Genomic DNA, 12,086 nt, shown 5'->3' on the forward strand with positions numbered 1-12,086 from the left:
CCGATAGCTCTACAGAAACAAGCCGTAAAACCCGCTTTAATCTAATACAATTTTCTCTTCACGTCAAAGGTCTAACATCGTTTCTCAAATATAAACATGCATTTTTCAAGTACATTCACCCCTGCTTCAAAATATCAACGCTACACGTCTTGAGATTCTGAATTTAAGTCATAATCTAAGAAAAACAAAAATACAGATTTTAAAGGCTCAACATTTTTACGCGCACTCAAATTTAGCTGCAAACACGAATCATGGAAGACACAAAAAAGCGACGTCAATGCTGCTTCTGCATAAATTCTAGCAGATACAGCATTTATTCGGCGACTTTCGTTGCGACATCTGCACCAACAGCTGTTTCTTGTGCTCTCTCAGCAACCTTTTCACCTTTTTTCCGGTGATCTCTTTTTTCAGCGATACGCGCAGCCTTACCTCTCAAACCACGAAGATAATAGAGTTTTGCACGACGCACTTTACCACGACGCACAAGATCAACACCTTCAATCAAGGGAGAATAAATTGGAAAGACACGTTCAACACCTTCACCGTAAGAGATTTTGCGCACTGTGAAGGTTTCATTCAACCCACCACCTGAACGTGCAATACAAATTCCTTCATAAGCCTGAACACGCGTGCGTGTTCCTTCAGTCACGCGCACCATGACACGAACTGTATCCCCTGGTTGAAAGGCAGGCAATTTGCGTTTTGCTTCAATTTTTGCACATTGTTCAGCTTCAAGCTGTGCGATAATATTCATTCCTTTTATCCTTCACGTTTTTTATCGAACAGTCAGAGCGCTCGACCCTTGCCGAAAAAGCCTTTTCATAAGAAGGAAAGAGGTTCTTTAGGCTATGCTTTATGCAGGAGCGAATACACCATTTCTTAATTTAATTATGGAACTACAGAAAATCCTTCGCAGAAAAACTCTCTAAAAAGAGAGCTATGCAATACACCACCTTGCAACATGAATCAAGTTTTCTGACGATTTTTATTATAACGAGCATAAAGATCAGGGCGACGTTGACGTGTTAACATCTCGGCTTTCTGTTGACGCCAATCAGCGATAGCTTTGTGATGACCTGATGTCAACACTGGCGGAATACCCCGTCCTTCGAAAAGAGAAGGACGCGTATACTGAGGATGTTCCAGCAAACCATTCTCAAAACTTTCACACTTTCCAGAAGCCTCATTGCCCATAACTCCTGGTAAAAGGCGCACAATAGCATCTAAAAGGACCAACGCAGCTGTTTCCCCACCTGAAAGAATATAATCACCAATGGATACTTCTTCCAATTTCCGCGCTTCTATTACCCGCTCATCGACGCCTTCAAAACGCCCACAAACCAAAGTTACTCCCGATTCATGTGCCAAAGAGCGCGCATCAGCTTGATTAAAAAGCCGCCCACGCGGACTCATCAACAACCTTGGCGAATCATGTGGACAACTATCAAGCGCAGCCGCTAATACATCCGCCCGCATCACCATACCAGCACCACCACCAGCCGGTGTATCATCAACACTATGGTGTTTATCCAAAGCAAAATCCCTAATTTGCACTGTCTCCAATGACCATATTCCCCGTTTTAAAGCTTGCCCCGCTAACGAATAACCTAAAAATCCAGGAAACATTTCAGGATAAAGTGTTAAAATGCGCGCTTGAAACTTCATTTCTTCATTCTTTCATCCTCACCTTTAGCCTAAGCCGTACTAAATCTAAATCAGCACCAACTGGTGTATCATCAACGCTATCCACGCGAACCCATCAACAACCTTGGCGAATCATGTGGGCAACTACCAAGCGCAACCGCTAATACATCCGCCCGCATCACTATATCAGCTTCCCCACCAGCCGGGATATCATTAACGCAATAGTGTTTATCCAAAGCAAAATCTCTAAATTTCATTGTGTCCAGCGCCCATACCTCTCGCTCTAAAGCTTGCCCTGCTAACGAATAATCTAAAAATTCAAGAAACATTTCAGGATAAAGTGCTAACACCCGTGTTTGGAAACGCATTTTTGCCTTCTTTCACTTTCCACTTTTATTTTGTTGCCTTCACCTTTGTTTTTAATTCGAACCATCATTCTCTCTATCATCGCTTAAACCAGCGGCCAATGGATCAACAACAAGAAGACCAGAGGTAATGCAAATTTCTGGCACGGCTACCTTGCTAAAAGGAATAAGTATAGTTTTATGCGTATTCAACCGTATTTCAAGCAAATCGCCGGCTCCAAAATTAAAAAAACCACTCACCTCTCCTAGAACTTGACCAGCACAATCCTGAACACGAAGCCCAATGAGATCAACTTGATAAAATTCATCCTCATCCAGATCATCTACCAATTGATCGCGAGTAACATAAAGGCGAATCCCTTTTAAGTTCTCAGCAACACTGCGGTCTTCAACCCCTTTAAAACGCACAATCGCATTATTTTTCTGCACACGAAGAGTTACAATTTCATAAGAACGCCCCATATCATCATAGAGAACATCGTAAGTCTTTAAACGCTGTGGTTCAGCGCTTAAGACCTTAACCAAAACGTCCCCTTTTATACCATGAGGCAAACCAATAATGGCAAGATAGACTTTATTTTTAAGCTTTTTTTTATTATATTCCATGTGAAAATGTCATCTCTCAAAAACGAATCCTTCAATCTCTTAGTTTTTCAATCTTGTTGCCATACCGAAAATCTTCCCAAAAGACCTCTCTTGGTAACAAAAGCAAATTAATTAAAGGAAAAATCTTATGGCAAATATTATGCTGTTTTACAAAGATATCATCCCAATCAACAAAGTTTCCCATAAAAACCTAAAATTTTCTCCTCCGAGTGATATGTCTTTCGCCAAAGATACCCACTGGGTTCCTTTAGCAAGTAGTGAATATTTTCAAGCAGCACTAGACTATCCTATTTTGTTTATGTGCGCAGAAGATGAACAAAAGAAGCGGCACTATACATCCGCTGCTCTTGTAGGTCTTTCTAACGATGAAAATGATTATATCGCCTCTGATAAAAGTTGGAAAACAAATACTTATGTTCCAGCTTTTGTTCGTCGCTATCCTTTTGTTCTTGCACAAATTCAAAATGAAAAAGAGCTTTCTGTTTGTTTTGATCAACAATCAGGTATGTTTAATGAAGTTGCAGGTACGGAACTTTTTAATTCCGATGGTTCTATTTCTCCTTTTATGGAAGAGCGTATTCGTTTTCTTGAAAGCTTTAAAATCGCTATGGAAAAGACCTCTGAATTTATTGACGCCATTGTGGATATGGATCTTCTCAGTCAAAAATCTATCAACGTTAAAAACGACAAAGGCCTTTCAGCACAATTAGAACATTTTTGGATTGTCGATGAGGAAAAACTGAATAAACTTTCCGCGAGCCAACTTGCCAAACTCCATAAAAATGGCTTTTTGGGATTGATTTTTGCGCACCTTATGTCAACGCATAATCTTTTAAAAATACTCTCGCTAAAAGGTGAAAAGCAGCTTATCAAGCGTGAGGAACAACCGCAAAATGAGGACGATCACTCTAACGACAAAAAACCTAAAAAGAAAGAGACTCTCAATTAAGAAATGTCCACAAAAGATGACACGAGAAAAGGCAAAAATGTCTTCCTAATTCCGGCAAACCATGCCATTTTGACCGCAAGGAAAAACTGGTTAGATTCTCTTGTGCAAACACGTCGTATGGCGACACAAACAGCACAAGCCTATGAGCGTGATACACGGCAATTTTTGTTTTTTCTTTGTCAACATTTGGGGCACGAACCAACTATCAGTGATCTCGCCAATTTACGCGTTATTGATTTGCGCGCTTATTTGGCTTATCGTCGTACATATAACGTAAGCGCCCGCTCTTTAAGCCGAAGCATGGCGGGTTTGCGCTCTTTTTTCAGATACTTATCTCGAGAAGGCATCGTCAATGTCCCCGCTGCTAAGCTTGTCCGGACTCCAAAACAGCCAAAATTGCTCCCAAAACCTTTGGCTATAAAATCCGCACTTCATATAGTAAAACAAGAAAATCAGCAGGAAAATAAACCATGGATTACTGCCCGTAACGCCGCTGTTTTAATGCTTCTCTATGGCTGTGGCATGCGTATATCAGAAGCTCTAGCACTCACACCAGAACAGTTTTCTGCCCCTGAAAAAACAAGTTTGTTTGTCACTGGAAAAGGTCAAAAAGTACGTCTCGTGCCCCTCATAAAAATTGTTTACGAAACAGTACACGATTACCTCAAATGCTGCCCGTATCCCTTAGTGGATAACCAACCAATGTTCCGCGGCGCTCGCGGTGGTCCCTTGCAACCCGCCATTATCCAACGAGCTGTCCGAAATTTACGCGCGAATCTTGGTTTACCAGAAACCTCCACGCCTCATACACTGCGCCATTCTTTTGCGACTCATCTTTTATCACGTGGGGGAGATTTACGTACCATTCAAGAGCTTCTTGGCCATGCCTGCCTCTCCACTACCCAAGCCTATACTCACGTTGATACAGACCGCTTATTGGAAATTTATCAAAAAGCGCACCCCCGTTCTTGAAAAATTTAAATAAAAAGAGCAATTAAACAGATGCAATCTCAAGCGCCAAGGCATGAACACATGTTGCTAATTCTTTCTGTAAAACTTGATAAATTGCCCTATGTATCTCCACGCGTGTCATGCCTGAAAAAGAAGAAGAGAGAATTTTTACTCGAAAATGCGTTTCCCCTTTACCGTCAAAAGCATGCTCTTCATGATGATGCCCTGCATGAAGGTGGCTCTCGTTAATCACCTCAAGTTTCTGCGGATGAAAAGCATCTTGGAGCTTCATTTTAATCGTTGTTTGAATTGTAGTAGACATTTTTATTCCCTCACAAAATGAACAGTGCAATGCACCTTATTTCATTACCAAATGAGCGTGAAAACAAATTTTCCAAAAGTCAATTCTTGTCAAACCGATTAATTTTGCATAAACCTAAAGACATGGTAACAACATCTAAATTATTTGACTCAATTCGAATCAGCTCCAATAAAAAAGAGCAAACTGAATCACAAGAACAGCAATGTCAATGGGAAGGTTGTGAAAAATCAGGCACCCATAAAGCACCAGCGGGTCGAAATCACGAAGGTCAATATCTATATTTTTGTATCGATCACGTGCGTGCTTATAATAAAAATTTTAATTACTTCTCTGGTCTTAGCGATAAAGATATTGCAAAGTTTCAAAAGGATGCCCTCACAGGGCATCGTCCAACATGGCCTACCGATTTTAGCAATGGCACATCAAAAAAAACAGCTGCTAATTATGCACAAATTCGCTCTGGAACAGCTGCCTACCAAAACCGTATGCGTGATCCATTCACATTATTTACCCAACGTCATTCAACCAATAATTTCTCACGAAAATTAAAGCCCTTAGAAGCCAAAGCTTTTGAGACATTGGGGTTACCAGCAAACGCTTCTGCTGAAGATATCAAAACAAAATATAAAGAGCTGGTAAAAAAACACCATCCTGATTCCAATGGCGGCAACCGTTCTTCAGAAGAGCGCTTTCGCGATGTTTTGCACGCTTATAATTTGCTCAAGAAATCTGGTTTGTGCTAGGGGAGCGCATACCTATACAAAACAATTCTCATACAAAGTATCATTGTTTTCGCAATATATTATAGAACATCTGGTAAAAGACTTCTTGGATATCCAATACTTTCATTATAAGGCATTGCATAAGTGTTTTAACTCTTGTATCGTTTTCAAATGAACGAAAATAAATAACGTCCTTTCACTTCCAAAAAAACAATGACAAAAACAAAGCTTACAGTCGAAAATGTGCCCGATATCACACTTTGTGCTTGCGATCTTTTCAATATTGATACGGATATGAAAGTCCCTGCTTTTAGCGCAAAAAGTCTTCACGTCCCCGATATAGACCCCGATTATCTTTTTGATCAGCAAACAACTTTAGCGATTTTAGCAGGTTTTGCATTTAACCGCCGTGTTATGATTTCTGGTTATCACGGCACTGGTAAATCGACACATATTGAACAAGTTGCTGCACGTCTTAACTGGCCTTGTATACGAATTAATCTCGACAGTCATGTCAGCCGTATTGATCTTGTAGGAAAAGATTCCATCGTTTTAAAAGAAGGCTTACAAATCACTGAATTTAAAGAGGGCATTTTGCCATGGGCTTATCAGAACAATGTTGCTCTTGTTTTCGATGAATATGATGCAGGCCGTCCCGATGTTATGTTTGTCATCCAACGCGTCCTTGAAGCTTCTGGAAAACTAAGCTTGCTTGACCAAAGCCGTGTCATCACTCCTCATTCAGCCTTCCGTCTTTTTGCAACCGCAAATACGATAGGTCTTGGTGATACAACAGGACTTTATCATGGCACACAACAAATCAATCAAGCCCAAATGGACCGTTGGTCTATTGTAACGATACTCAATTATTTGCCTCATGATAAAGAAGTTGATATTGTTTGTTCGAAGGTCAAATCTTTTCAGACGATAGAGGGGAAGAAGATAATTTCACAAATGGTTCATGTTGCTGATATGGTACGCCAATCTTTTATTAATGGAGATATTTCAACAGTCATGAGCCCGCGTACAGTCATCACTTGGGCAGAAAATACGACAATTTTTCAAAATGTTGGCTTTGCCTTTCGACTGACCTTTCTCAATAAATGTGATGAACTCGAACGTGCCACTGTCGCAGAATTTTATCAACGTGCCTTTGGAGAAGAACTTCCCGAATCACTCATTCATGGTGTTTTGCCTTAAAGGAACATGTCAATCATGACTACCGATACTGGCGATAACAGCAAAAATTTAACAAATGATTCTTTGCACACAACTCTTGATACTATAGCTTTTAAAAAAGCACTTTCCACCTGTATTCGCGCCATTGCTGGTACACCCAAGCTTGAAGTTTCCTTTAGCCATAACAGACCATCTTTGAGCGAAAATTGTGCACGTTTACCGGAACTGCCACAACATGCAACAAATAAAGATATAACGATTACTCGCGGATTAGGCGATTCCATGGCTCTGCGCACAGCATGGCATGATAACCGCATTCACACACAATTCGCTCCCTTAGAATCAGAAGCACGTGCTGTCTTTGATGCTCTTGAGCAAACACGTGTTGAAGCAATCGGCACTTTAGCCATGGAAGGAATTGCTCAAAATCTTGATGAAATGCTCGCCGATAAATATCAAAGAGCCCATTACAAAAAGATTAGCACTCAAAGTGAAGCCCCCATTCAAGAAGCAATTGCGCTTTTATTGCGTGAAAAAATAACTAAACGCCCTCCCCCAAAAGAATCTGGAGCCGTCTTAGAGTTATGGCGTCAAGAAATCGAAAAAAAAGCCGCAACAGAATTGAACGAACTAACACACTATATTTACAACCAACATGCTTTTGCACGGATTGTTCGTCGAATGCTTGTTGCATTAAAAATGGCAGTTAAACTGGAAGAAACTTCTGACAGTGAAAACAATAAAAAATTAAAAAACGAGTGTGATCCTCAAAATCAATCAGAAGAAGAAAACAACAACGAAAAAAAAACACAAAGTGAAGAACAAACAACAACAGAACAAGAAAGTGATGCGCAAAACGAAGGAAAAACGCAAGCGACACAATCAAATAACAGTGATAAAGCCGAAGACGAACAAGACAGAAGTTCTTGGCGAGAAAAATCGAGTCAATCCAAATACCTTTTCACTGTTTCAGAACAAATGGAAAAACTTGGTAATTATAAAGTTTTCACCCGACAGTTTGATGAAGTTCTGGAAGCGACGGATTTTTGTTCTGAAAGCGAATTAGATCACTTGCGCCATTGCCTTGACAAGCAAATCAATCATCTTCAAAACATTGTTGGGCGTTTAGCCAATCGCTTACAGCGCCGCCTTATGGCACAACAAAATCGCAGTTGGCATTTTGACCTTGAGGAAGGATATCTCGATACAGCGCGACTTCCCCGCCTTATCATCGACCCAATGCAACCACTTTCTTTTAAAATGGAAAGCAATACGCAATTTCGTGATACGGTTGTTTCGCTCCTCATTGATAATTCAGGATCAATGCGCGGACGACCAATTACTGTTGCGGCAAGTTGTGCAGATATTTTAGCACAAACTCTTGAGCGTTGTGGTGTCAAAGTTGAAATTTTAGGCTTTACTACAAAAACTTGGAAAGGGGGAAAATCGCGCGAACAGTGGCTTACCCAAAACAAACCTCATAATCCGGGACGTCTCAATGATTTGTGTCACATCATCTATAAAAGTGCTGATACCCCATGGCGTCGAGCACGACGCAATTTAGGTTTAATGATGCAAGAAGGATTACTGAAAGAAAATATCGATGGTGAAGCATTAATTTGGGCACATCAACGCCTTTTATCACAGCGTGAACAACGCCGCATTCTCATGGTCATTTCTGATGGAGCCCCTGTAGATGATTCAACACTATCGGTTAATTCCAGCAATTATCTGGAAAAACATTTACGCGCAGTGATTCAAGAAATCCAAACACATTCTCCTGTAGAACTCATTGCTATTGGTATTGGACATGATGTCACACGCTATTATCAACGCGCTGTCACAATTATGAGCGCCGAAGAACTTGCCGGTGCTATAACAAAACAATTAGAAATGCTTTTTAGCAATAGAAAAGCTTATACTCAGAAAAGATTTTAAAAAACTTTTTAAATCAGCCACACGATAACATTTTGTGATATTGAAATACGCATCTATACAAACCGGCACTATCATTATGTTTGTCAGCTCTCAATATTATCAAAAACTTTCACATTTAAACGGTTCGTGAGAAACATTCTTAATTTTTTCTTAAATGATTTTTGCTCCCACATCTCTACTTCTACCATACAAATGAATAATCTTTATTGATCTATTATGAGGTGATTTTAAATCAGAGAATCTGATTGTATTCGGAACTTTTATTCAAGTTGAATAATGATAAATTATCATTATAAATCAATTTGTTATTATAAATAACATCCATACTATATATACTACTAAAATGATCGAACAAAAGACAAGACGAGCCCCTCCCACCTTAAAGAATAATAGGAGGATAAATAAATATTATTCGTCACTCACAAAAGATGAATTATCTTTTAAATGATTTTTGTAAAGAGAGATTTTTACAGCTCTAAGGATTGTTCCATAAGGAATTAACATAAACAGACTCATAACAATTTTTACTAAAAAATCACCACTAGCAAGTAAGAGCCAAATTGGAATCTCAACCTCTCTCAAAGGAGTAGTTCCCGGGAGTGAACCATCGATATAACCTGTTATCTGATCGATAAAGGCAAAAGAGCTAGAAAACGCAAGAGCAAAAAATAAAATTGTATCCAAAGCTGAACCGACCAATGCAGCTGCTAAAGGTGCTTTCCACCATGTTTTACGCCGCAAAGGAGTAAAAACAACAATATCGAGAAGTTGCCCAAATAAAAATGCTAAACTAGAAGCAACTGCCAGCCGCGGAGTAGCTAATATCCAAGAAACAAAAACACCAGCAACAAAACCAACATAAACCACACGTCGCGCTGCAGCTGGACCATAAAAACGGTTGGTCAAATCATTAATCAAGAAAGCAAACGGATAGGTAAAAGCACCATAGGTTAAGAATTCATTTAAACCAAACCAATAGACAGGATACTGAACCAAAATATTAGAAGTAGTCACAGCAAAGCACATTGCAAAGATAGAAAAAGCAATATACCTTCTCTCCTGCTGTGCAAATAAAAGATCCTGTACTGAAGACATGTTTCTTAACTTTGGGGTATGGAACCAATAAAATACAGCAATCAAACAGTAAAAAGCGAAAACGTACCCCCTTAGAGTAAGAAAGATACGATACAACTTTGAAACTAAAAACAACTACGCTGCTTTTTCAGCCTTATCTTCGGCTTTTTTCTTAATAATTTGGCGTTTTAACAAACGCGCACGTTGCGATAATTCTTTATCATCAGCTTTGACCAAAAAGCTATCAAGCCCACCACGATGCTCAACAGTACGCAAAGCACTTGCCGAAACGCGCAAGCGATAACTTTGCTGCAACACTTCCGAAATCAATGTCACATTGCACAGATTTGGTAAAAAACGACGACGGGTTTTATTATTCGCATGGCTAACATTATTGCCATAAAGAACCGCTTTTCCTGTCAATTCGCAAGCACGAGACATGAACTTCACCTTTAAACTCTAAGAAACTCTTAAATCTCAACACCCGAAAAACAGAATAAATGCAAATAGCGCAAAAAACCCCTTTAAACGAGCCCATTGAGAAGTTGTGTTTTTAATAGGGTGTCGATAACAAAAGGTCAAGTCTTTTGTAAAGCCTTTTGCATCTCTTGTAAGCTAATTTTTGCATGCTTTCCCATAAAAGACGCACAAAATATTCTTTTTAACGCTTAACCATGTTAGAAGTGTATACACTCTTACTGCAAAGGAAGCATTATAATGAGCAAAACAGATTCTTCCATGATAGATCCTCAACAAAAACATATCCGTTTTTCTTCACTTCTGTTCGGTACTTTATGTGTGTGTTTTTTTCTTCTCTTCAGTGCACTAGGTGTTTGGCAAATACAACGATTAAACTGGAAAACAAATCTTATCACCAGCGCTCATCAACGTATTCATTTACCCCCCATCAAAGCCCCCCCAAAAAATCAATGGGAGCACGTTACTTTTGAGAAAGATGAGTATCGACCTGTCATCATTACAGGAAAATTTTTGACAAACAAAAACATTTTTGTCACAGCTGTCGCTCAAGAGACCACCGGCTACTGGGTTTTAACCCCTTTACAAACAGCCGATAATGCACTGACCTTTATAAATCGCGGTTTTATCCCCATGGATGCACGCCATAACTTTCAAAACGCAGAGCAATCACACTCGGATACCTCAACACATCAACATTCTACGCAACACACAGAGCAAACCACGATAATAGGTTTATTACGCATGAGCGAAAAAAATGGCTTTTTTCCACGTAAAAACAACCCTGATAACGATCTATGGTATACACGCGATCTTCCCACTATGGCACAAAAACTTGGTCTCTCGACTGTTGCCCCTTATTTCATTGACGCTGGGAAAAAAACCGCCACACAAAAAGATCTACCCATTGCTGGCTTAACGGTTGTTCATTTTCAAAACAACCATCTTGTCTATGCAATCACGTGGTTCATTTTAGCTGCTGGTGTTCTAGGCGGTTCTCTTTTCCTATTACAAAAAAAGCGCTAAAAAAGACAAAAAACAAAACACTCCCATGTGAAATATGGCTGTTAAACGACCTTGCTTTAAAAAGCAGATGCCCCTCAACAGAACACATCCTCATCCTGTTATGTTGAGAATTCCATACTCCACCATTTGCTTTCTCAAAAAACAGCACGCAGCATCAACCATCGCACACACGCAAATACCCTTCTTACACGTTCTCTCTTTAATGTACAAAAAATGAAAAGAAAAAACGCCCAATCACAGCCCCCCTCTCGCACAAAGTACACTCTCAAATACCATCACAAATAAACTTTAAACAGACTTATGCGAATAATGCCGAGCAATTGAATTAATATTACCACGATAAATGCCAAGGTCATTCAATTCATACGTTGAAAGATGACTCAACGCATTAACTGTCCGCCGATAACGGCGCCAATTACTATAAGAACGTAGAATATTCATATTTTTCACCCCCAAACCTTATTTGACTCTTAATAGGAGGCAAGATAGAGCAAATTACAAAAAAGAGTCGTGCTATAATTTCATAACAGATATGCGACTATAACATGAAAAGCTTCTCTTATTCGAAAGAGAAACCCAGTCAAAACCATTAATGGCAAAAATGCCGCACACCTGTAAAAACCATTGCCAAGCCATGCGCATCTGCTGCAGCAATGACCTCTTCATCACGCATGGATCCGCCCGGCTGATTCGAAAGAGAAACCCATCCAAAACCATTAATAGCAAAAATGCCGCACACCTGTAAAAACCATTGCCAAGCCATGCGCATCTGCTGCAGCAATGACCTCTTCATCACGCATGGATCCGCCCAGCTGATTCGAAAGAGAAACCCA

14 protein-coding genes and 1 pseudogene are annotated in these 12,086 nt (G+C 39.8%); 6 read left to right on the top strand and 9 right to left on the bottom strand.

Annotation, left to right across the window (positions count from 1 at the left end):
• Window positions 1–313 precede the first annotated feature (313 nt).
• The 4 genes and pseudogenes from rplS to rimM all read right to left on the bottom strand — a co-directional run bounded on the left by rplS (window position 314) and on the right by rimM (window position 2,615).
• A complete protein-coding gene (gene rplS, locus V4P57_RS07960) occupies window positions 314–754 on the bottom strand; it encodes a 50S ribosomal protein L19 (protein ID WP_455465995.1) in 441 nt (146 codons plus the stop codon).
• A gap of 212 nt (window positions 755–966) precedes the next feature.
• Window positions 967–1,665 carry a tRNA (guanosine(37)-N1)-methyltransferase TrmD gene (gene trmD, locus V4P57_RS07965; RefSeq protein ID WP_455465996.1) on the bottom strand — a complete coding sequence of 233 codons (699 nt, stop codon included), beginning with the start codon at window positions 1,663–1,665 and terminating at the stop codon, window positions 967–969.
• An 80-nt stretch (window positions 1,666–1,745) separates the two neighbouring features.
• Window positions 1,746–2,012, bottom strand: a pseudogene (locus V4P57_RS07970) (tRNA (guanosine(37)-N1)-methyltransferase TrmD); the annotation flags it as partial.
• 51 nt (window positions 2,013–2,063) lie between these two features.
• Window positions 2,064–2,615, bottom strand: a complete 552-nt coding sequence (gene rimM / locus V4P57_RS07975; protein WP_455465997.1) for a ribosome maturation factor RimM — start codon at window positions 2,613–2,615, stop codon at window positions 2,064–2,066.
• A 127-nt stretch (window positions 2,616–2,742) separates the two neighbouring features.
• Here rimM and V4P57_RS07980 point away from each other — a divergent pair, with 127 nt between their 5' ends.
• Entirely contained in the window at window positions 2,743–3,564 is an 822-nt protein-coding gene (locus V4P57_RS07980; RefSeq protein ID WP_455465998.1) for a SapC family protein, read from the top strand.
• Between the two features lie 3 nt (window positions 3,565–3,567).
• Window positions 3,568–4,536: a tyrosine recombinase XerC gene (locus tag V4P57_RS07985; RefSeq protein WP_455465999.1), complete on the top strand. Its 969-nt coding sequence runs from the start codon at window positions 3,568–3,570 to the stop codon at window positions 4,534–4,536.
• Window positions 4,537–4,558: 22 nt separating this feature from the next.
• On the opposite strand, the gene V4P57_RS07990 is transcribed toward V4P57_RS07985, so the two are convergent.
• Window positions 4,559–4,837 (bottom strand): BolA family protein, encoded by a 279-nt coding sequence (locus V4P57_RS07990; protein WP_455466000.1) that lies wholly within the window; start codon window positions 4,835–4,837, stop codon window positions 4,559–4,561.
• A 122-nt stretch (window positions 4,838–4,959) separates the two neighbouring features.
• Here V4P57_RS07990 and V4P57_RS07995 point away from each other — a divergent pair, with 122 nt between their 5' ends.
• The 3 genes from V4P57_RS07995 (at window position 4,960) to cobT (ending at window position 8,676) form a co-directional block, all read left to right on the top strand.
• Window positions 4,960–5,580, top strand: coding sequence for a J domain-containing protein (locus V4P57_RS07995; RefSeq protein ID WP_455466988.1), 621 nt, complete (start codon window positions 4,960–4,962; stop codon window positions 5,578–5,580).
• Window positions 5,581–5,772: 192 nt separating this feature from the next.
• A complete protein-coding gene (gene cobS, locus V4P57_RS08000) occupies window positions 5,773–6,759 on the top strand; it encodes a cobaltochelatase subunit CobS (RefSeq protein WP_455466001.1) in 987 nt (328 codons plus the stop codon).
• Between the two features lie 15 nt (window positions 6,760–6,774).
• A complete protein-coding gene (gene cobT / locus V4P57_RS08005) occupies window positions 6,775–8,676 on the top strand; it encodes a cobaltochelatase subunit CobT (RefSeq protein WP_455466002.1) in 1,902 nt (633 codons plus the stop codon).
• Between the two features lie 408 nt (window positions 8,677–9,084).
• Here the strand turns inward: cobT and V4P57_RS08010 are convergent, their stop codons facing one another.
• Complete coding sequence (locus tag V4P57_RS08010; RefSeq protein ID WP_455466003.1) at window positions 9,085–9,771, bottom strand: VUT family protein; 687 nt, start codon at window positions 9,769–9,771, stop codon at window positions 9,085–9,087.
• 114 nt (window positions 9,772–9,885) lie between these two features.
• A complete protein-coding gene (gene rpmB, locus V4P57_RS08015) occupies window positions 9,886–10,191 on the bottom strand; it encodes a 50S ribosomal protein L28 (protein ID WP_455466004.1) in 306 nt (101 codons plus the stop codon).
• Window positions 10,192–10,467: 276 nt separating this feature from the next.
• On the opposite strand from rpmB, the gene V4P57_RS08020 reads away from it, so the two are divergent.
• Window positions 10,468–11,253 (top strand): SURF1 family protein, encoded by a 786-nt coding sequence (locus tag V4P57_RS08020; protein WP_455466005.1) that lies wholly within the window; start codon window positions 10,468–10,470, stop codon window positions 11,251–11,253.
• A gap of 288 nt (window positions 11,254–11,541) precedes the next feature.
• Here V4P57_RS08020 and V4P57_RS08025 read toward each other — a convergent pair whose 3' ends face one another.
• Entirely contained in the window at window positions 11,542–11,694 is a 153-nt protein-coding gene (locus V4P57_RS08025; protein WP_455466006.1) for a DUF1127 domain-containing protein, read from the bottom strand.
• Between the two features lie 148 nt (window positions 11,695–11,842).
• Entirely contained in the window at window positions 11,843–12,046 is a 204-nt protein-coding gene (locus V4P57_RS08030; RefSeq protein WP_455467009.1) for a hypothetical protein, read from the bottom strand.
• Between the last annotated feature and the right edge of the window lie 40 nt (window positions 12,047–12,086).

It is taken from the genome of Bartonella sp. B39 (assembly GCF_053795145.1).